This is a genomic window from Hyphomonadaceae bacterium BL14 (assembly GCA_027627705.1).
GTDB lineage: Bacteria > Pseudomonadota > Alphaproteobacteria > Caulobacterales > Maricaulaceae > Oceanicaulis.
In genome coordinates, this window is the sequence record CP091242.1 from 2,827,742 (window position 1) to 2,849,053 (window position 21,312).

Genomic DNA, 21,312 nt, shown 5'->3' on the forward strand with positions numbered 1-21,312 from the left:
TCATCCACTTGGCGGCGGTGTGTCAGGGCTCTGCGTGTCTCCTACTCAGAGAGGGTTGGGCGTCAGGCCCTCTCCCACCGCCATTACGCAGAACTTCTCAGCGCTGCTCTCGGTTTCGGGGTGGCGTCCCCTATCGCGAAGTGCATCGATGTGCCTTCCCGCACCGCTTGGCTCGTCGGTTCGATGGCGGCAGCAAGCGGTGGCGTGGCTGTGGGCAACTCCGCGGCGATGCTGCGGCATTTCGTCCCGCTTTCGCTTACATCCTTTGCCGCGCCAATAGCCGGTGATACTCGGTTTGGCATGATGTCTTCAGCGTATCGGAAGATAGCGCGCCTGCTGGCGGTGTTGGCCGTCTCCCTGCAAGCCATGCTGCCGGGTGCATTGGCACATGCCGAAGCGAAGGGCGCGGATGTTTCTCGTTACATCTGTGCTTCTGGGGGGCAGATCTCCCCCGAGATGCGCGCTGCAGTGCAGCTTCTCGCAGACCTGGCGGGCGACCCAACACCTGCCGAGGACCCTTCGCTTGGCGATTGTCCTCTGTGCACGCTGGTGCACGGAGTGCCGTTGCCACAGCCGGTCGCGATCCCCGCGCCAACGGCCCTTGTGCAAGGCGTCAATCTTGTCCGTCGCGGGCTGGCGATCTCAGGCGCGGTTCAAGGACCGCCTCTCGGCCCGCGCGGCCCACCCACTCACATCTGAAGCAAGACCTGAACTCGCGGTCCCGGCTCCGGGCTGCTGCTTCGCGCGTGTGACCCACGCGATTCCTTCAGTTTGTGAAACACTTAACATGCAATCGAAACTCTCCTGCCGCCTCCTGACCGGAGCGGCACTCCTCGCGCTTGGCGCACCTGCTCATGCGCAAGACACCTTGCCCCCCCGCGCCGAAACGCCGATTGAAACGATCATCGTCATCGGCTCTCGCCCGTCCGACGACGTGAGCCAGATAACCATCGAGCCTACGCGTGAGGGGCGGCTTTCCACCTTGCCCGACCTCTTTCGTGCCGCACCGGGTGTCATCAATGAGGCCAATTTCGGCGGGATCGATCACCCTCGCTTCGCGATCCGCGGGTCCGGGCTTCAGCGCGGTACACAGCCAGCCGGACGCGGGATCGAGCTGCGCCTCGATGGCGTCCCGATGACGTATGCCGACACGAGCTTCGATTTCGTCGAGTGGATCGATCCCCTGATGTTCGATGGCGTCTCGATTCTGCGGGGCGGCCGCGGAGTTCAGGGTGGCGCGTCCGCCCTCGGCGGCATTGTCGATTTCCGGGGCGTGGATGGATCGGGACCATTTGAGCTCCTCGGGCGTGGCGAAACCGGAAGCTTCGACTACCGCCGTGGCCAGTTGGCGGCCAGGGGCGGTGATGAGGTGACAGGCTTCGGTACGCTGACCTGGTTCTCCCAGGATGGTTTTCGTGATCATAACGAGCAGCAGGCGCTTCGAGGTTATGCCAATATGACTGCGCGCTTGGCACCCGCATGGACGATGCGGGCCGGTGTATTGGTAAGCGACAGCGAACTGGAACTTCCTGGCCCGCAAACCCTTGCCCAGATCGAAAGCGGCTCGACTGCTGCACAACCGGCCAACGTCACCGGCGATTGGCGGCGCTTCTCGGAGCGTGGGCGGGTTACCGCAGGTGTCTCGTATGACGCGGCCGGAACGACCGTCGATGTCGATTTTGGCGTCATGCATACGGATACGGAATTCCGTCGGCGCGATATTCTGATGGATGAGAGCTTCGACTTTTCTGCGCTCGGACGGTGGCGCCAGGCGGTCGGTGAGACCTCGATTGGCCTCGATCTGATCTATCAATCAGGCGATCGGGAGCAGGAACTTTTCCTGAATGGCGGCGGGACGCTTCCAACATTCACGGGTGAGACCGGGCTTCAATGGGCGGACAACACGCTCAATGCCTCGCGCTTGACTGTGCAAGCCGTGGCCAGCGCGCCCCTGAGCGACGCTCTGACGCTAGACCTGGTCGGCGGATGGAACCGTCATAGCCGCGAGATCGAAGAAAACTTCTCGACCAGCTTCCGCCCGGCCGCCGAGTTCGACCGCGACTATGACGCCGTCACCGGGCTCGCCCTTCTCTCTTACGAGGCAACTCCGAACCTGACCGTCTTCGGCGGCCTGAGCCATGTCATGGAGCCTCCGACATTCGACGTGCTGCTCATTAACGTTGCCGGCACGGGTTCGGGCGCGGCCCTTGTGTCCGGGGGAAATCCGCGCCGTCCAATCATCGTTGATCTTGACGAGCAGCAGGCGACGACGCTTGAAGCCGGGGTGAAGGGAACGGTCGGCCCGGTTGACATCGATCTCACACTGTATCGCTCTTGGCTAGACGGCGAGATCGTTTCGACGAGTGATTTCGTAACCCAGACCGTGACGTCGGTGGGCAACGCGGATCGCACCACGCGCTGGGGGATCGAAGCGTCGCTCAAGGCAGGACTTGCGGAGGACTTACTCCTGTCAGGCGATCGGCTTTCTCTGGGCCTTGACTGGACGTGGACCGATGCGCGTTTCGACAATGATTCAACCTTTGGCGACAATCGTCTCCCGATCATTGCGGCGAATGTGGTGAACTTGTCACTGGGATACATCGAACCTGGCGGTCTGTTCGGGGGAGTGTTTCTAACCGGCGTCCCCGAAGGCGGTTTTGCGGACTATGCCAACACGGTTCAGGCAGACGGCTATTTCACCCTTGGTGCGCGGCTGGGCTATGAAACCGAGCGATTTCTTGTGTTTATCGAGGGTCGCAACCTGACCGACGAGCGCTATGCATCGACCGTTATCACGGCCCAGAACAATCTTTCAGGAGCCGATCGGGCAGCGTTCGCGTCCGGCGAGCCGGCCGCAGTTACTTTCGGCTTTGAATTGCAGTTCTGAGCACTTGTCGGCAAGCGATTGAAGCGTTTGAATGGTTGAAGCGAAGAAGCGGGCAGCCAACAGGTCTGCCCGCTTCGTTCATTGGTTTGGCCATCGCCGTCCCCTCACATGAACTTGTCGCGCAAGGCTGCGCATGCGGCAAAGTGCGAAGGAATGAACGGGAGTTGTAGGCGATTCGCCATGGCTTATGAGAGAGTTAGTGGATGAGGTCTCTCCCTCCGCCACAGCCCTTGGGGAATCGTGTCTCCACATCCGGCTGCGACCGGATTTTCTCGTTGTTTTCGAGGGATATGCGTCAGGGCGGGATTGTCAGAGGAAACCGGCTTGAGGCGGGCGGGGCGGTTTCGTAGCTTTTTTGGATGAGAAATCCGTTTCGCTATTTCAAGACATCGCCCGAGGTGATCCGCCTTGTGGTGATGATGTATGTCCGTTTCCCGCTGTCGCTGCGGAACGTGGAGGATCTGCTCCACGAGCGCGGTGTTGATGTGAGCCACGAGACGGTGCGTTTCTGGTGGAATCGGTTCGGGCCGATGTTCGCTGCGCAGATCCGGCGCAAGCACGCTGACCGGCTGCGGGCCTGGCCGCAATGGCGATGGCATCTGGACGAGATGTTCGTGAAGATAAATGGCGAGACCCACTATCTCTGGCGCGCTGTTGATCACGAGGGTGAAGTGCTCGAGGCTTATGTCACCAAGCGTCGGGATCGCAAGGCAGCATTGAGGTTCTTGCGCAAGGCGATGAAGCGCTATGGCCGGCCGGAGGTGGTCGTCACCGATCGGCTACGCAGCTATAAGGCGGCGATGGGCGAGATCGGCAATGAGGCACGCCAGGAGACGGGGCGTTGGCTCAATAACAGAGCCGAGAACAGCCACCTTCCCTTGCGAAAACGGGAGCGGGCGATGCTCCGGTTCCGGCGGATGCGAAGTCTGCAGACCTTTGCCGCAGTGCACTCCTCCGTCCACAACCACTTCAACCAGGAACGCCACCTCTACAGCCGAGAGAACTTCAAAGAAAACCGGAACGCGGCCCTGGCCGAATGGCGGCAGCTCGCCGCCTGATCAAGGCCGACGCCACCCAAGCCGAGACCCGTTCGCGTTCGTCTGATAGCACCCCGACAAGCCTTCCTCCTTGTAGATGCGTCTGAGCTTCTTCTGGTTCATCACGATGCCCTCCCGCTCAAGCATGAGCCCTATGCGCCGATAGCCGAACCGGCGGCGAACAGCCGCGATCTCGCGCATGCGCGAGCGCGCCTCCGTGTTGTCCGGGACGACCTCTCGTCTGACGGTTTTCGGATCGACGCTGACCAGGCGGCATGCCCGGCGCTGAGAGATCGCGTAGGTCTCGATCACCTCCAGCGCCGTAGCCCGTTTCGCTTGGGGCGTCGTCAGCTCTTTCCCAGCAGGTCTTTCAGGATCGACACATCCAGCATGCTGTCAGCCAGAAGCTTCTTGAGCCGAGCATTCTCAGCCTCAAGCGTCTTCAGCTTGCGCGCGTCCGACACATCCATGCCGCCGAACTTCGCCTTCCATTTGTAGAATGTCGCCGTGCTGACCCCATGGCGGCGGCAGACCTCCGCCGTCGCCATACCACTCTCCTGATCAGCCAGGATCGCGATGATCTGTTCCTCGGTGAACCTGCTCTTGCGCATCGTCTGTCTTTTTGTGACAGACTCTCCATTCAAATGCGGGACCAAACGGGTCTCAGGTCAATGCCCTTAGGTATATTTTATTACAATCTCACGTTTTCCGACGAATCAAATTGTAGATCGTCAATCTGATGCTCTTTTGGCAAAGCAAAACATAATGCGTACAATCGCTCCATAACAAACTCTTTTCTAGCATATTTCCATTCTACTCCCTTCATTGCGAACGACCAAAAATCAAAAATATGACTTAATATTGAGCTGTGGTATCCAACATCTTCATATATATTACGCGCATTCTTTAGAAATTCACTCAATTTTTTAGCGTCCTGATCTAATGTTATGGATTCCATGATTTCTTGATAGCCAGCGAGAGCAGTAGAAAGCATAATCATTGAATAATTTGTCGCTCTAATTATGTGATGCGACATTGCCCTTAATTCTTTTCTATCTGTTGATTGGGCGTCATACATTCTGATTTTTGAAAGAGTGTCCACGATAAAAGAGAAATTTTCTGCTGACTGGTTAAGCTTCCATTGATAATATATCAAACCCTTCCACGAAAAAATTGCCTCGTCAAAGTCACCCTTGCTCATTTTCATTGCAGCTCTAAGTGGCTCCAGTCGGGAATCACCGCGTCGCGACATGAAGGCGGTTGCGAGACGATTTGTTGCCTCCCCGACTCCCTTACTCATCGCCAAACTGGTAATCTTAGAAAGATCACTGGCCACATTTGAACGCATAGAAAATAAATCTCTTTCAGATATGTCTATAATTCCCTTTGGTAAGTCGATATCTTCATATTCTGCCCGCTCAGACAACAAAAAGGGGTCAAAACTTGGTATTTCATTCAATAGCATAAGCAGCTTTTCATCGCTGTAAGAAATATTACTGTTCACATCTATTCCTAAATGCTTATGTAATTTATTTGAAAAATTTTTTTCCCCAATAAATATTGATAATCCCCCCATATTCAGGTCATTAGATACGAAGGGAAATATTATTTTTGTTGCGCTGTATTCGTTCACTTCGAACAGCTCTTTCTCTTGTTCGCGAACATTGTGCTTTATTATAAATGCTTTATTTAGGAAGGGGTGTTTAAAAATACCAATTTTATAAGAATTGAATTCAGCTTTACCGACTTCACCAGCTTCTGCTTTATCAACTTCACCATTTGATAAATTATATTTTTCATTCAATCTATCTACATCTAAAACTCGGCTGGTAGAGCCATACATTCTAGCAAGCGCTAACGACCGCACACCGGATGTGGGAATTGTAGGCATAGGGACACACCTCGATTGTTCCGGAGAGAAAAAACACCCTGACTTATTAAGGGCACGATAATACAGCGCAGATTCCGCAATCATAATCACGCTAGTCGGTGCTGTAAGGCGTATGTGGACTATGGCAAAAGGATGGCCGCGGCAAGTGCTATCCAGTTGTGACCACAAGCACTATCTGAATTTGGCCTATGGCAAACCAGGGGCCCACGCCGCTGTGCGGGCCGCCGAGACCCTCAGCGGGCAACGAGGCCGCGTTCAAATCGCAGACGCGATCAAAGGTTGAAAAAGGGCAAGCATAGCTGGAAGATCTGCGGGCGGCACTGAGGGAGCGTCGCCCGACGCAATGCTTCAATAATTTGTATTCCCACCTCGTGAATGAGAAGACGAAGTCGAAAACTACGGTAAGAGCATATCATCTACATCCTACGGCTGCATCCGACATCATGTGAATGTTTGACAATCTGATGCACTCGGCAGCATAAAAAAGTAAGGGGCGTTCGGGTACCGAGTGAGAATTTCGATGTCAGGGTCGAGTTCGCCATCTGTGATGTTTGTGTCGCACTTGTTGATTGGGGCGCAAAACGTACTTTGGTGACATGCTTTACCGTTAATTGATGCGCACCTTTGCTCTGCCCCCAGGAAATTGGATCGTTCGAAGTTGGAGTTTTCCGCTACGTTTTCCTGGGCTGGGATAGGAGCGGATGACCATGAAGGCATCGAAGTTCACTGAGGCGCAGAAGGCGTTCATCCTGAAGCAGGGTGAGTCCGGGACGCCGGTTGCGGAGATCTGCCGCAAGGCTGGTATCAGCCAGGCGACCTACTTCAACTGGAAAAAGAAATACGGCGGGCTGCTGCCGGACGAGATGCGCCGGCTGAAGCAGCTGGAGGACGAGAACACACGACTGAAGAAGATTGTCGCTGATCTGACGCTTGACCGGGAGATGTTGCAGGATGTGATCCGCCGAAAGCTCTAAGGCCTGTCCGCAAGCGCGAGCTGGTTGACGGGATGCTGGTGGACTGGGGCGTGTCGATCCGAAGGGCCTGCCGGGTCCTTCCCCTCGACACTTCGACCTACCACTACCAGTCCCGCCGACCCGGCCAGGCCGGCCTTGAGCAGAGAATACGCGAGATCTGCCAGACCCGTGTGCGCTACGGCTATCGCCGGGTTCACGTCCTGCTTCGCCGGGAGGGATGGGTGGTGAACATCAAGAAGACCCGCAGAATCTACAGCGAGTTAGGCCTTCAGCTGCGCAACAAGCATCCCAAGCGGCGCGTGAAGGCCAAGCTTCGCGAGGACCGCCGGGAAGCGGCCGGTCCGAATGAAGTCTGGGCGATGGACTTCGTCCACGACCAGCTCGCCATGGGGTCGAAGCTGCGCATTCTGACAGTGGGGGACACCCACTCACGCTACTGCCCGGCAGCTGATCCGCGGTTCACCTATCGCGGCGAGGACGTCGTTCAGACGCTAGAACGCGTCTGTAGCCAGATCGGCTATCCTGGAACGATCCGGGTCGACAATGGCAGCGAGTTCATCTCGCGCGACCTGGATCTCTGGGCTTACGCCAACGGGGTTACGCTCGACTTCTCCCGGCCCGGAAAGCCGACGGATAACGGCTTCATCGAAGCCTTCAACAGCAAGCTTCGAGCCGAGTGCCTGAACACGCACTGGTTCATGAGCCTTGCCGACGCCCGCGAAAAGCTGGAGGCTTGGCGCAGAGACTACAACGAGGTCAGACCTCACAGCGCGATCGGGTACAACGTCCCAGCCGACCTGCATAATCACTGCGGCATGGCCAGCCCGCCGCCGTGATCAAAGCCGGAAAACTCCAGCTTCCGGCGATCCAGCGTTGGGGCTCAGTGCAGAAAGGGTCAGACTCTACTAACTCACGGCCCGGATCAGGGGGCCGGGTCATGAGCTTTTGATCGGGAGCCCAGCTTGTCCGAAGACCGGGGCCCAGTTTTTAGATTGCGCTCCAGGTGCCCTGCGCTGAGGCGCGCGCATCCGGCCTGGGGACTGTGCCAAAATCAATCACATTTTGAGCGCCCGCGGCACAATGATCAATTCTGGCGGTCCCGGTCGTTATGCTTACTGTTGGATTAAGAACATAATTCGTTGAAAATTCTTATTATCAAAATTTAAATGATGAACATCAAACCATTAAAATCTGGCTGCTATATTGCGGCGTCTCCTCTGCCCGCCATCTCCGGCGGTGTGACGAACAAGAGGAGACAACCATGTATCGTCAGATGATGACCGCAGGCCTGCTGGCTTCGGTGTCCATGCTGGGTTTTGCCGCCGGTGCACAAGCCCAGACCAATAACGTGCAAAACAATCAGACCAACTGGGCCCAGACCCGTGCCCAGCTCAATGCCGACATCAACTCGGTCAGCGAGTCGGTGAGCCTGACCTCGGCTGCCATCGGCAACTCGTTCAGCGCTGAGCTGGGTGGCGTGACCAACCTGACCAACAACCAACGTAATGACAGGAATGTTCAGGCCAGCGCCTATCTCAATGCTCATGATGCGCTGGGCGGGCTGAACGCTACTGTTGCGGCGATTGGCAACTCGGCTTCAGTGGAGGTCGATGCGCTGGGCGCCAGCGGCGTGAGCCGGCTGAACAACCGGCAGGACATTTTCGGCAATCGCCAAGTCTATTCCTACCTGACGATTGACGCGTCCGACATCCAGGCCCCCGACGCCAGCGATGTGGCGATCGATGGCACCGTAGCCTCCATCGCCAACTCGCTCTCGGTCACAGGAAGCGGCAATATCGAGGCGAGAAACCTGCAGCGTTTCCGCGGGGACTCCCAGTCCTTTCTGAACGCTGATCTCAATGACGTCACCGGCTCGGTGAACCTCACCTCGGCGGCCATGGGCAACTCCGCGTCCTACGATATCTCGGACTCGGCCCGTTTCAGCCTGAACAACACCCAGTTTGCTGACTGGGATCCGCAGGCCTGGTCGAATGTGGGCGTCGGCGACATCAACGGCGATTTCAGTTCGACCACGGCGGCGATCTCCAACTCGCTGAGCGTGTCTACCCTGCCGGAAACGGCCTCGCTAAACATCAACAGCAACCAGGTGAACAACGCCTATACCGGCGCAACCGCCAACATCAACCTGGGCGATGTGACCGGGGCGGTGTCCATCACGACCGCTGCCATCAGCAACTCGGTCAGCATCAACAATCTGCCGCGTTAAACCCGCACTGAAACCGGGCGGTGCGCCATGCGTGCCGCCCGGTATTTTTCCTTACCTTCCATTAGACCAAATTTAACCCGCCTAGCCTAATCTGCACCGGTGAGCACGCAGGCGCACCACTTTGCAGGGATGGGGCATGACGATTGACCTTTATCGCAGCGATAGCGCAGGCGGCGCTACGCCGGCTGAACCCGCCCCGATATCCCTGCCATTGTTCGGCCTAAGGGTGCTGCTGGCCGAGGATGATCCGCTTAATGCCATGGTTGTCAGGCTGATCCTCACACGCAATGGTGCCAGCGTGCACCATGTCCCCAATGGTGTCCAGGCTGTCCGGCTTGCGGCCGAGGTCCACTTCGACTGTGCAGTTTTTGACGTGCGCATGCCGCACCTGACCGGTCCGCAGGCAGCGGCGGTGATCAGGCGCAACCCCGCCGCGCCCGACGACCTGCCCATCATCGCACTTACAGCCAATAACAGCCCTGCAGACCGCGACCACTGCCTCGCTGCTGGGATGGATGTGTTCCTCACCAAGCCCGTGTGCGAAACCTCACTGATTGAGGCGATCGTGCAATTATGTGCCGCAACGGCACACCGGTCGAGCGGCAGCGGGCGGGGCGCGGACCGTTCCAACACAGGCTGATTGGCTGACAACGACCGTCCGCGCCAGGGGCCGGTCGCATCAGGAACCTGGCACTTCCGGCCTGATGGACGCCGTGCGCCTCCCGGGCCTGGCCCTGGCACATGGCTTGCGAGCGCTTCCTCTGTCAAAGAGGATAACTCGCATGCGAATGTTCACAGCCCTTTCTGCAATCGCCCTAGCGCTGGTATCGGCCAGCGTCAGCCATGCGCAGCAGGGCGATCCGATGCTCCAGCCCTACGGCATGGCACCCGGCAGCATGACCACCCATTACACCCCGCCGGCGCGCGACCAGCAGGGCAACCGCGTTGTGGTCAACGGTCAGATTGTGGACATGAGCGGGCGGCGCGCGGCACCATCGAGCCCCGCAGCGAACTTCTCTGGCGGCGTGGCGGCCATGGGGCCGTCCTCCTTGCGCCAGACATCGCTCAATGCCGTAGCGATTGGCAACTTCGTCGAGATATCCGGTGCGCGCAACTCAACCTTTGTCATTAACCAGCGCAATTACGGCCGCCAAACCGCATCGGCCAGCATCGGCGGCTCGGGAGGGGTGGCTGCGGCTGGCGCCGCGCCCCAACAAGCCAACGGCTGGCCGCTCCTCGATACCCAGGACGGACAGCTCGCGGGGCAGCATTCGGGATCAATCAATCAGCACAACTCCGGCACGCAAGCTGCTTTGACCCACGGACATTAGAGCGGCGTCCTACCAGTCTGGATCGTATCCGCATGCGGGGAAGTAGTTGGCTCATTCGTTGGGCGTGAAGGTTTCGGAGATGCGTCCGATAGTGTTCCAGAGCCCATCGACGGTGCGTTCGGCGGCCTTTCGCAGCATGGCCTTGAGCTTTGCGAAGGCCTTCTCGATGGGGTTGAAGTCGGGGCTGTAAGGCGGCAGGAAGACCAGGCTGGCCCCGGCCGCCTCGATCAGCGCTTGGACGCGCGGCCCTTTGTGGCTAGACAGATTGTCCATGATCACGATGTCGCCGGGCCGCAGCTCTGGGACCAGCACCTGCTCGACATAGGCCTCGAAGGCGTCGCGGTTGATCGTTCCGGACAGCACGAACGGAGCGATCATGCTGCGCAGCGTGAGTGCGCTGACGAAGGTGGTGGTGCGCCAGTGTCCGTGAGGCATGCCCATGCGCAGCCGTTCGCCACGCGGGCAGCGCCCATGGGTGCGAGGCATGTTCGTCTTCGCCCAGGTCTCGTCGATGAACACCAGGCGCTCCGGGTCGAGATCGGGCTGAGCGTTGAACGAGGCCCTGCGCCGCTTCATCACGTCCGGACGGTTCTGTTCGGCCGCATGGCCAGTCTTTATGGGATGGCCCGCCCCTTTTCCCCGGCTTCGGATACGATGCCGGTTCATGAGCAGGGAAAGGAGCGGACCGATGTCTATTTTTATTCTTGGTGTGGATCTGGGCAAGAACGCTTGCAGCATAGTGGGTGTCGATGCATCAGGTGCTGTTGTTGTACGCAGGACGATGCGTCGTCAGACGCTGATCGACTATGTCGCCAAGCTGCCAGCTTGCGTGGTCGCGATGGAAGCCTGTTGCGGCGCTCATTATCTGGGACGCGTTTTTGCCAAGCAGGGGCACGAGATCAGGCTGATGTCGCCCGAGTACGTGCGCCCCTATGTTAAGGCACACAAGAACGATGATCGCGATGCTGAAGGGATCGCCGAAGCGGCCTCGCGTCCAACGATGCGCTTTGTCGAGCTAAAGAGCCAGGAGCAGCTGGATATCCAGACGCTTCACCGGGTCCGCTCGCGACTGGTGGCCGAGCGGAGGAGCCTGATCAACCAGCTGCGGGCGATCCTGCTGGAGCGCGGGACCCTTTTCCCGGTCGGACGCCGCAAGCTGGAACTGGGTATCGATGGCATGCTGACCGATGAGGGGGCGGCATTGTCTCCACGCCTGCGCCAACTGGTGGGCGAACTGCGCACTGAATGGCGCGAGCTCGATGCCCGGATCGAAGCCCTGAACGGCGAGTTCATCGAACTGGCGCGCAATGATCCTGCGGCACGGAGGCTCACCTCCATTCCTTGCATCGGGGTCTTGAATGCAACGGCGCTGATTGCAGCCGTCGGCAACGCCAGCAGCTTTACAAAAGCCCGCGATCTTGGCGTCTGGCTTGGACTTGTGCCTCGACAACACACCACCGGCGGCAAGCCACGCCTGCTTGGCATCTCAAAACGCGGCAACACCTATTTGCGCACCTTGCTTATCCACGGCGCCAGGGCGGCGCTGCCTTCGCTGTCGCAAAGCGACACCCCGCTGGGGCGATGGCTCACGGCTATGATCGAGCGCGGCGTCCACCGCAATGCTGTCGTGGTTGCGCTGGCCAACAAACTGGCCCGCATCGCTTGGGCCGCTCTGCGCAAAGGCGCGACCTTCGAACGCGGCCACCCTGTGGGGGCATAACGAGACCGGCCGATTGTCCCTGCGGGGGCAGGCTAACGTTGTTTGCAGGAAGGATCGAGGAGATGGCCTGACAGTTGATCGGCGTTTGGAAAGCCCGGCCAAAAAAATGGCACTTGTTGCCGGCGTCTTTATTGTGGCTCCGAACGCGCGGATCTCCATCTTGGCCGTGAGCATGCTCACGAGACCGTATACGTTGACGCAGACTGTTCAGACGATCTCAAAATCCAGCTTGCAAACGGGGCGGGCCATACGTTTTTTGCGCGTGATGCCGTGACGCTTCAGGAACCGATGGATCGTGCCATAGCCGAAGGTGTGACTACGTTCAGCCAGAGCAGCCCGTAGCTCCTCGATCGTGATGTCGCCTGTCTCGTCGAGAAGGGACAGGATCAGCGCAGCCTGCGCCTCCACCCGTCCAGAGCGGCGATCTCCACCCAGTGGCCCGGGGCGCACGTCGCCCTGCTCGCGATCCAGTCGGCGCCAGCGGCTGACACTGGCTGCGCTGACCCCAAATCGCGCCGCAGCCTCGCGGTGGTTCGCTCCTGCCTTCACCGCGGCGAAGACACGGCTGCGAAGATCTACAGATAAAGCCTTGGACATGTCCGCCGGCCTCCCGTCCGGGAAGACAGTGTGAATCAGAGTTCGAACCCCGTGGGAATCCCAAATCCGATTCAATCAGGCAGGATCACGCTCTAGGGCCATTGTTTTGGTCTTCCGGCTCTTCAGCAAAAGTTGGCGCTGCCTTGCGCCTCAAGCAGACACAATTCGAATAGCTTAGGTGCTGTTGACAAAGTACCGGAACCACAGGCGGATTGAAGCGAGATGGATGAAGCCGAGATAGCTGTCGGCGGTCTTGTCGTAGCGTGTGGCGAGGCGGCGTGAGCAGCGCAGCTTGTTGAAGCACCGCTCGATGCGGTTTCTCAGCCCATAGACGAAGTCGTCGATCTGGACGGGGTTCTTGCGGTTTCGGCGCGCCGGGATCATCGGCACGGCGCCGGCGGCTTCCAGCGATGTTCGGATATTGTCGCTGTCATAGCCTTTGTCGGCCAGCAGGACGCGCGGGACTGGGCCATGCGCGGCCATCACCGCCTCATAACCTTTGTAGTCGGAGACTTCACCGCCGGTGATCTCAGCGGCTATGGGCAGCCCTTCAGCGTTGGTGCGAAGGTGTATTTTGGTCGTGAAGCCACCTTTTGAGCGCCCAAAACCCTGTTTTTGAGTCCCCCTTTAGCGCCCGCAGCCTGATGGTGCGCGCGAACGATAGTGGAATCGACCATTTGAAGACTGTCGGGTACGGCCCCGCTCTCGCCCAGCGCTTCCAACATCACCTCCCACACGCCTGACAGCGTCCAGCGGCGGAACTGGCGGTAGACCCGCGTCCACGGACCGAAATAGTCGTGAAGATCACGCCAGGGCGCGCCGGTGCGCGCGATCCAGAACACGCCGTCCAGCACGCGGCGATGATCAGAAGGCGGGCGGCCCCGCTTGCCTCCGGTCGCCACCACGAAAGGCGCAAAGAACGCCCACTCCTCGTCCGTCATCAAACCGCGAACCAAGACCACCTCCCAAAAGCCAGTCTTGAATCACGCTTCGGGCGGGTTGGGAATCCACTTCGTCAACAGGTCCTAAGCTCGCAACGCTGCGGATCGGATTGCGATCAGGGTTGCTACGAACCTAGGGCCGCTACCTAGTGGCCACCAAGCGGCGGACGCTTTGCACTAAAAAATCGGCGATGACAGGCTTTGTGATGAAAGCGTCCATACCGGCCGCCACGCACATCTGCCGTTCGCTATCTGCCTGATGGGCGGTCAGCCCGATGATCGGCACGCGGCCCGCCGGCCCGTCGTGGGCACGCACACGCCGCGCCGCCTCCACCCCGCCCATGACCGGCATCTTCATGTCGAATATGGCGCAATCAACCGCGAGCAGTGGATTCAAGATGATATCAAGGGCGGCCTTGCCGGTCTCAACTATCAACACCTCCGCGCCATGCCGACGCAGCATAAAGCCGATGATCTTAGCATTAACCGGATCATCCTCGGCGACGAGAATTCTTAACTCCTTCAGCAGAGTCTCCGATCCAGTCTGGATTCTGGCGGCCTGACCGAGTTCGTCCGGCGACACCGCCCGCAGCACTTTGCTCAGCGATGCTGGTCTCAGGGGCGAAGTTAGCCACTTGAAGGCGCCGCCGGCCGCCTCTGATTTTATGTTACCTTTACTATGGGTAATGATCATGAAGCGACTGAGCCGGTCGGCAAAGTCATCCTTGATTGAATCCATATAGACTTCTGAAGCGATCACGGAGGCGTTCTCCTGCGACAGCGCTTCATCCAGGGATTTGAAATTGATGATCCTGGCACGCCCGTTCATTTGTTCGATCGTTCTCTGCAGCGCATAGCCCTGCAGGTGATTGGCCGGTAGGATCACGCACCCCATCTGGCTTAGGGCCGCATCCTCCGGCATCGGCTCCTGTGCCGGGGCGGGAAGGGTAATCTGAAACTCGGCCCCTTTCCCGAGTGAAGATCGGACATTGATCGTACCGCCCGCACTTGTAACCAGACGCTGCACAATGGCCAGACCCAGCCCAGATCCGGGGACCGCGGACCGCTCGGCAGCGCCACGTTCAAACGGGATGAACAGCCGAGCCTGTTCTGTTGGTGAAATACCCGGCCCCGTATCGATAATGGAGAATTTCAGCTCGCCCGTGTCGTAGGTCACATGGATCAGCACGCCACCCTCTTCGGTAAACTTGACGGCGTTGCCGGCGACATTGAAGAGGATTTGCTTGAGCCGCTTTTCGTCCGACTCGATGATTTTAGGCACCGATGTTTCAACGACATAATCTAGGGTCAGTCGCTTGTCCGAGGCTTTAAATCCAAGGATCTCGATCGTGCTCTCGATTAACCCGCGGATGTCGACTGGCTCTTTCAGAAAGCCGATCTCACCCGCTTCAATGCGGGCCAGATCCAGAATATCATCAATGATACCCAACGCGTGCTCTGAAGCCTTTCGGATTAACTCAACATAATTTTTTTGGTCATTGGCAAGAGAAGTTTCCATTAACAGGTTTGATGCACCAATCAGCCCCGACAACGGTGTGCGCAACTCATGCGTTACCGAGGCAAGGATGATTTCACGGGCGCGAACGAGGCTCGGATCGCTCAATTCTGATTCGGACATGTCTGGGTTTGGGACGAAGCGTTTGACGCAAATGCCCACTTCATCATGGCAGGTCTCCCATGTCATCTCCTGTTTGCTCAGGCTTTCCGTGTTACGCCGGCCAAGGGCCAATGCGAGCTCGCCAGCGAAGGGCTCAAACTTGCCCCCACGGAACTCATTCACCCGCTCCCCCAGAAATCTATCGAAATAATCGCAAATATATATAATGCGACCGCGGTTTAATAGAACAAATCCGCCAACATCAGAGTTTTTCATTTAATAGTTTCACTTTATTATTCCAAATTTTGGATAGCGCCAAATGATTGATTTTTGATAAATGGCGCATTGAGATCAGGCGCTGAATCGCCAGACTTGATCGGCGCCCTTCGCGAGGAGGGCGCAGCCGCATGTGGGATGGCGGCGGTCACGGCGCCCGGCGCGTTCGACCCGCTCCGGGCGGCCCTTTCGAATTGGGAGCCGAGGGTCGCAGCGCTGGCGCAAGCGCCGCACGGGGCGCTGCCATTGATCACCCTTGGGTGGAGCGGAACCTGAACGCGAACTTCATCCTGGCAGGCCATTGCCCGGCATAAGGCTCCTTTATAACTTTTCGATGCGGCGCATGGGCGTGGAGGAGGGGATGGCCGAACCGATGGTTGAGCTGAGTGTCAACTTCATGTTAGCTGAAAGGCTGGGTGTGGATAAAGGCCTCAGCCGCCCCGGCGCGAACCCGCCGATATTGATGGAGTCAAAAAGAGCCAGGCTGTTGGACAGGAGACCGATCTGAGCGCTCATGATGCTGGTCTGGGTCTGCACCATGGACTGGGCCAGCTGGTTGTGGACCTGGGCCGCCACCTGAAGCGCCCCAACCCGCTCAATATCGCGATTGACCAGCCGGGAGATCCCGGCGTCGATGATGTCGGTCATGCGCTGCTGCATGCTCATCCGGGCCGAGATAGAGCGTGATGCGCCGCCGTATTGCTGCGCGACCTGCCGGACATTGCCCAGCGACTGGTCAAGGGCCGACATCTTTGAGGCCCAATCCGCCGTGGCGATCTCTGGCCGCCAGTTATGCACCCCCCGCTTCATCGCATTGGTTGCCTGCGCCACCTCTTGACCATCCAGAACCCGGTCCCAAACTGCCAGATCGCTAAAGCGGCCATTGTGCAGCCTGATGACGCCATCCTCTATTTGGGTTGGAAGCGGTGTATTGATGCTCGCGATCAGCGTCCCATCAAAGTAGAGCTTTAGATCTCCACGCGTTTCACCCTCACCACTTTGTGTGAAGGTTATATTGGCCCAATCACCAGGCTTGAGTGTGCCGCCTGTTGAAAAGATGAAATCTTGCGCTCCCACCGTTAGTAAAATATTGCCAGTCGTTTTTTGCGTCATTAATCCAACGTATCTAGCAGACCCAGTTGTCCAATTATACTTAGAATAAATAAAATTTGTTATGTCCGATTCATTGTTTATTAAATCAATTTTTAAATTGAATGACATAGTTCGATTTAAATAATGAGGAATCGAGTAAGAATTATTTGCTTAAAATAATGGGTCTTCCGCATTGGCGGACTGGTCTTTATTTGGCCCATCAAAAGAAAAATTAGAGCTGCCATTCAAAGGCTGCAAAACCGCGCCGCCAAAGCCGTTCGTCCAGGCCACTGGGTTAAGGCTGCCTTCGAAGTCAAAGGCAGCGCGCAGGTTTTCCAGGGCCGGAGGAACAAGAAGATCGATATCGCTGATCGCGCCTGTAATCCCTGGCCGCAAATCGACAGCGTTGATGCTCATCCCGCCCGGCAGGGCCACATCACCGGACTGGCTGGCCGCTTCCGGATTGATGAGATTGCGCGAGCCGAATGTCGCCATTTCGGTGATCTGTCTTATGCGCGGGACCAACGCGCCATACTCCTGTGCCAGCTTGGCGCGATGATCCTCTGATAGGCTTGCGTCCTGCAGGCGCACCGACAGCGTCTTCATCTCCATGAGCGTGTCCTCGATAGCCTCCACGGCGGCGAGGGTCACGTTGACGAGCCCGTCGGCCCGCTCCAGCGCACGGATCTGGTTGAGATGGTTCAGGCGCTGGCTGATTGCATTTGTCACCTGGATGGCCGAAACGGCATCCATGGACATGGCTGGGCGCTGGCCATAAGATATCGCGCTCGCAACCGCGGACGATTGCAAGGCTTGCGCTCTCGACACTGCAATGAGGGGCGCGGCATACGCCGACACCGATGTCATGACCGCTCCCTTCTAGAGCCGTTGCGCAAGCAAGCACTTCATTTCACTTCCTGTCATTATAGGCACTTTCCTAAGAATAAGTGTCTTTATGCGTGCTCCTCCGCCATCATTGGTCAAGTGATCCAGTTGAGCTGCCGCGCGTATCCGCGCCATCAAATACAAGGACCTGTTGACGAAGTGGATTCCCAACCCGCCCGAAGCGTGATTCAAGACTGGCTTTTGGGAGGTGGTCTTGGTTCGCGGTTTGATGACGGACGAGGAGTGGGCGTTCTTTGCGCCTTTCGTGGTGGCGACCGGAGGCAAGCGGGGCCGCCCGCCTTCTGATCATCGCCGCGTGCTGGACGGCGTGTTCTGGATCGCGCGCACCGGCGCGCCCTGGCGTGATCTTCACGACTATTTCGGTCCGTGGACGCGGGTCTACCGCCAGTTCCGCCGCTGGACGCTGTCAGGCGTGTGGGAGGTGATGTTGGAAGCGCTGGGCGAGAGCGGGGCCGTACCCGACAGTCTTCAAATGGTCGATTCCACTATCGTTCGCGCGCACCATCAGGCTGCGGGCGCTAAAGGGGGACTCAAAAACAGGGTTTTGGGCGCTCAAAAGGTGGCTTCACGACCAAAATACACCTTCGCACCAACGCTGAAGGGCTGCCCATAGCCGCTGAGATCACCGGCGGTGAAGTCTCCGACTACAAAGGTTATGAGGCGGTGATGGCCGCGCATGGCCCAGTCCCGCGCGTCCTGCTGGCCGACAAAGGCTATGACAGCGACAATATCCGAACATCGCTGGAAGCCGCCGGCGCCGTGCCGATGATCCCGGCGCGCCGAAACCGCAAGAACCCCGTCCAGATCGACGACTTCGTCTATGGGCTGAGAAACCGCATCGAGCGGTGCTTCAACAAGCTGCGCTGCTCACGCCGCCTCGCCACACGCTACGACAAGACCGCCGACAGCTATCTCGGCTTCATCCATCTCGCTTCAATCCGCCTGTGGTTCCGGTACTTTGTCAACAGCACCTAGGGTCCAAACCCAATCAGCCTGTTGATGGACATGTGTAAATCATGATTCCAACGGCTGGAGGCTGTTGGAGGATGGTGTATGGCGCGGCTGTTTTGGCTGAGTGATGCGCAATGGGCGCTGATTGAACCGCATGTTCCGAGGAACCAGCCTGGGGCGCGGCGTGTCGATGACCGGCGCGTGATCTCGAGCATCATTCATGTCCTGAAGACCGGCTCCCGATGGTGCGACTGCCCGCCCGAATACGGTCCCTCGACAACGATCTACAACCGGTTCAATCGCTGGTCCCGTCGGCGCTTCTGGGCCAATCTCGTCGAAGCTCTGGCGGTGTCCGGGGCGGTCACGAAATCGACCTCCATCGACAGCACCTACGTGAAAGCGCACCGCTCGGCCCACGGTGGAGTTCGAGAGCGAAGCTGTCGGACGGGGCGAAAAATCAGGCGATCGGCCTCTCGCGCGGCGGCCAGACGACCAAGGTCCACGCACTCACCGACACGCTCGGGCGGCCCTACGCCTTCGACCTGACGCCGGGCCATGCATCTGACGTGAAGGCCGCGGGCCTGTTGCTCCACCGCGCGGCAGGCGCGCGCTACCTCATCGCCGACAAGGGCTATGACGCCAACGCGATCCGCAAAAGCCTGCGCCAGGAGGGCAAGGTCCCCGTCATCCCGGGCCGCATCAACCGCAAGCGCAAGATCGTCTACGACAAGGCCAGATACCGCGACCGCCACCTCGTCGAAAACGCCTTCTGCCGCATCAAGGACTTCAGGCGCGTCGACACACGCTACGACAAACTCGCCAGAAACTTCCTATCAGCCGTCGCCCTCGCCGTCCTCGTCGCCTTCTGGTTATGAATGAGTCTGGACCCTAGGTCGAGGGGGGGGCACCCGACCCTCACTGAGCGGGGCAACGGCTTACAGAGTACGCGCGAGCAACCGGGAGCGAAACGACGCTTGAGCTGAGTCGCGCCCCCCGCCCTTTCGCGCTGAGGTGACACTATCCAGGGCTTGCCTGGCCGGAGGGAAATTGTCGCAAAATGTGACAAATCCCCAAAGCATGTGACAGATTGAATCAGGAAAGTCAGGCGGCGCGATAAGGCTAATCGCCAATTTACGATCGGCCGTCTTTGGTAAGCACATTATTTTTTATTTTACCATTAATTTCCCTAGGCCAATAATTGGCTTCGATCTTGCGGCCATTTATTTACCCGCTCTGTCTGGCGGCTTGACGGATAAGAGGAAACAACTATGCATCGTGAAACGACGTCCGCAGGCCTGATGAAGCTCGGGTGCCGCGTCCACTTCAGACGATCGAACAGTCAGGCTGTGAAAGGGCCATGGGTTTCCCGGCAGCGGCACCGCTTCACCCCGCAGCGAGCCGTCACCATGGCTCTGGTGCCATGGGATGCCCCAAAACCGGTTCGCTCAGTCAGAACGCCCTCCCGGAAACAAAAGCCAGATAAAGCAGCGCTTGAACCACAAACGATTTCTTCATCCACAAATATTATATGGCTGATCAAAATACGGTGCCTTTTCGTACTTTTTGGGAAGAGAAAGCGGCCTGCGAACGACTGTCATTCACTGAAAAAATTTTGGGTGAATAAATACGTGACCCTATATTTCCAATCCAATGATAGGCGACACGTTTTTTTTAAAGCATTTTAGGAAACTCGAAATGGACCTGAAAAAACTCCGGCATTTTCATTGCGCTGTCAAATATGGCTCGATATCCGCTGCCGCGCAGGCCGTCGGCGTCACACAGCAGGCCCTGTCCCGGTCGATCGCACTCCTCGAAGAGGAAGTGGGTGTGGAGCTACTTGAAAGAACGAGGACAGGCGTCAGCCCGACGCCTCGCGGGAATGACTTTTACAAGCTTTCCAGCCGCCTGGTGAGCGAGTTTGATGATGAGATGGCAAACTTCCTTGGCTCGGTTTCGCTCAGCAAGGTCATTGAGTTCGGCATTTCAGACGCGTGCATGATTGGACCTGGCATTACACCCTTCCTGAAAGCTCTGGAGCGGGTCGGAATCAAGGCCGCAAACCACAATGTAGCATTGAATTCAATTATTGGACAAAAGGTTCACTCGGGTCAATTTGAATTCGCTGTTGCGGCATATAATGAAAGTGAGATCCAAAACGCTTTATTCACAAAGATTGGAGACCTTCGACTCTTCGTTGTTTCGCATTGTAGTGACACGGCCAGTCAGATCGCAGCCAGCCCCAATTTGAAATCGCGTATTACAATAATTGGCAATCAGGAATACTCTGTTGCTGACAGAATTTTTTATCAGAGCTTTATTGATGCATCTAGCGCAACTCCAGAGATCGGCCACAGGGGCAACTGCAAGGGAACAATCCGCGATATATTAAAGACCATCAAATCCGCACACTTTTTTCTCTGCACCGATGCGAACATTGCAGAACATTTTTGGGGTGGCCATTGCCGTGAGGTCAGCTGGGCAAATGAAACCGTACCATACGGCCTTTTGACCAACCGGTCATCACCTGTATCACTGGACTGGCCCACCTTTAGCGAATACAGCGCTCGCTACTGCGGGCGCAGACAAACTCGATAGGCCGTTTCATCGCGCACCTATGCATCCTGTTTTGAGGCGATCGCACCCGGAAAGGCGCACTCCATGCGTTTCGCCGCCGCGCCTCATGACCACACGGGCATTGAAGTTCCCCGGCAGTCCGCACGGGCCAAGCGCTCCGGGCGCGTATTCGGAGCCTGCCAGCTTGCTTCAGTCGCCACAGCCTGATGCACAGACTTGAACTGCCTCGGTCCGGATGTCATGGTCGTCACTGATAGCGGCTGCAAGCGGGGGCGATCCCGTAGGGGTCA

General features: G+C 57.8%; 14 protein-coding genes and 4 pseudogenes. 10 read left to right on the forward strand and 8 right to left on the reverse strand.

Annotated elements, in window-relative coordinates:
- The first annotated feature begins 787 nt into the window (after window positions 1-787).
- Together L2D00_13760 and L2D00_13765 are read left to right on the forward strand one after the other, a co-directional pair.
- Window positions 788-2,887 (forward strand): TonB-dependent receptor, encoded by a 2,100-nt coding sequence (locus L2D00_13760; GenBank protein ID WBQ12903.1) that lies wholly within the window; start codon window positions 788-790, stop codon window positions 2,885-2,887.
- Between the two features lie 359 nt (window positions 2,888-3,246).
- Window positions 3,247-3,945: an IS6 family transposase gene (locus L2D00_13765; GenBank protein ID WBQ12904.1), complete on the forward strand. Its 699-nt coding sequence runs from the start codon at window positions 3,247-3,249 to the stop codon at window positions 3,943-3,945.
- 54 nt (window positions 3,946-3,999) lie between these two features.
- Here the strand turns inward: L2D00_13765 and L2D00_13770 are convergent.
- Together L2D00_13770 and L2D00_13775 are read right to left on the reverse strand one after the other, a co-directional pair.
- A pseudogene (locus L2D00_13770) lies at window positions 4,000-4,535 on the reverse strand (transposase).
- Window positions 4,536-4,615: 80 nt separating this feature from the next.
- A complete protein-coding gene (locus L2D00_13775; protein WBQ12905.1) occupies window positions 4,616-5,815 on the reverse strand; it encodes a hypothetical protein in 1,200 nt (399 codons plus the stop codon).
- A 707-nt stretch (window positions 5,816-6,522) separates the two neighbouring features.
- On the opposite strand from L2D00_13775, the gene L2D00_13780 reads away from it, so the two are divergent.
- The 4 genes from L2D00_13780 (at window position 6,523) to L2D00_13795 (ending at window position 10,347) form a co-directional block, all read left to right on the forward strand.
- Window positions 6,523-7,625 (forward strand): IS3 family transposase gene (locus L2D00_13780; protein WBQ12906.1). Its coding sequence is split into 2 segments (ribosomal slippage): window positions 6,523-6,784 and window positions 6,784-7,625, totalling 1,104 coding nucleotides; the frame shifts between segments, so codons are not numbered across the junction.
- A 425-nt stretch (window positions 7,626-8,050) separates the two neighbouring features.
- Window positions 8,051-9,016, forward strand: coding sequence for a hypothetical protein (locus tag L2D00_13785; GenBank protein ID WBQ12907.1), 966 nt, complete (start codon window positions 8,051-8,053; stop codon window positions 9,014-9,016).
- Window positions 9,017-9,152: 136 nt separating this feature from the next.
- Window positions 9,153-9,656 carry a response regulator gene (locus L2D00_13790; GenBank protein ID WBQ12908.1) on the forward strand — a complete coding sequence of 168 codons (504 nt, stop codon included), beginning with the start codon at window positions 9,153-9,155 and terminating at the stop codon, window positions 9,654-9,656.
- 142 nt (window positions 9,657-9,798) lie between these two features.
- The gene (locus L2D00_13795) at window positions 9,799-10,347 is read left to right on the forward strand and encodes a hypothetical protein (protein WBQ12909.1); all 549 of its coding nucleotides are present in this window, start codon (window positions 9,799-9,801) and stop codon (window positions 10,345-10,347) included.
- Between the two features lie 51 nt (window positions 10,348-10,398).
- Here the strand turns inward: L2D00_13795 and L2D00_13800 are convergent.
- A pseudogene (locus L2D00_13800) lies at window positions 10,399-10,959 on the reverse strand (IS630 family transposase).
- 76 nt (window positions 10,960-11,035) lie between these two features.
- On the opposite strand from L2D00_13800, the gene L2D00_13805 reads away from it, so the two are divergent.
- Entirely contained in the window at window positions 11,036-12,067 is a 1,032-nt protein-coding gene (locus L2D00_13805; protein ID WBQ12910.1) for an IS110 family transposase, read from the forward strand.
- A 243-nt stretch (window positions 12,068-12,310) separates the two neighbouring features.
- Here L2D00_13805 and L2D00_13810 read toward each other — a convergent pair.
- The 5 genes and pseudogenes from L2D00_13810 to L2D00_13830 all read right to left on the reverse strand — a co-directional run bounded on the left by L2D00_13810 (window position 12,311) and on the right by L2D00_13830 (window position 17,350).
- Window positions 12,311-12,664 (reverse strand): annotated as a pseudogene (locus L2D00_13810) (helix-turn-helix domain-containing protein).
- 174 nt (window positions 12,665-12,838) lie between these two features.
- A protein-coding gene (locus L2D00_13815; GenBank protein WBQ12911.1) for an IS5 family transposase occupies window positions 12,839-13,626 on the reverse strand; the annotation gives its coding sequence in 2 pieces (ribosomal slippage) (window positions 12,839-13,293 and window positions 13,293-13,626; 789 coding nt in all).
- A 121-nt stretch (window positions 13,627-13,747) separates the two neighbouring features.
- Window positions 13,748-15,499 carry an ATP-binding protein gene (locus L2D00_13820; protein WBQ12912.1) on the reverse strand — a complete coding sequence of 584 codons (1,752 nt, stop codon included), beginning with the start codon at window positions 15,497-15,499 and terminating at the stop codon, window positions 13,748-13,750.
- Between the two features lie 321 nt (window positions 15,500-15,820).
- Entirely contained in the window at window positions 15,821-16,612 is a 792-nt protein-coding gene (locus L2D00_13825; protein ID WBQ12913.1) for a LamG domain-containing protein, read from the reverse strand.
- A gap of 150 nt (window positions 16,613-16,762) precedes the next feature.
- A complete protein-coding gene (locus tag L2D00_13830; GenBank protein WBQ12914.1) occupies window positions 16,763-17,350 on the reverse strand; it encodes a hypothetical protein in 588 nt (195 codons plus the stop codon).
- 334 nt (window positions 17,351-17,684) lie between these two features.
- Here L2D00_13830 and L2D00_13835 point away from each other — a divergent pair.
- From L2D00_13835 to L2D00_13845, 3 genes and pseudogenes are all read left to right on the forward strand, one after another.
- Window positions 17,685-18,472 (forward strand): IS5 family transposase gene (locus tag L2D00_13835; GenBank protein ID WBQ12915.1). Its coding sequence is split into 2 segments (ribosomal slippage): window positions 17,685-18,018 and window positions 18,018-18,472, totalling 789 coding nucleotides; the frame shifts between segments, so codons are not numbered across the junction.
- A 78-nt stretch (window positions 18,473-18,550) separates the two neighbouring features.
- Window positions 18,551-19,323 (forward strand): annotated as a pseudogene (locus L2D00_13840) (IS5 family transposase).
- Between the two features lie 820 nt (window positions 19,324-20,143).
- Window positions 20,144-21,043 (forward strand): LysR family transcriptional regulator, encoded by a 900-nt coding sequence (locus L2D00_13845; GenBank protein WBQ12916.1) that lies wholly within the window; start codon window positions 20,144-20,146, stop codon window positions 21,041-21,043.
- The last annotated feature ends 269 nt before the right edge of the window (window positions 21,044-21,312 follow it).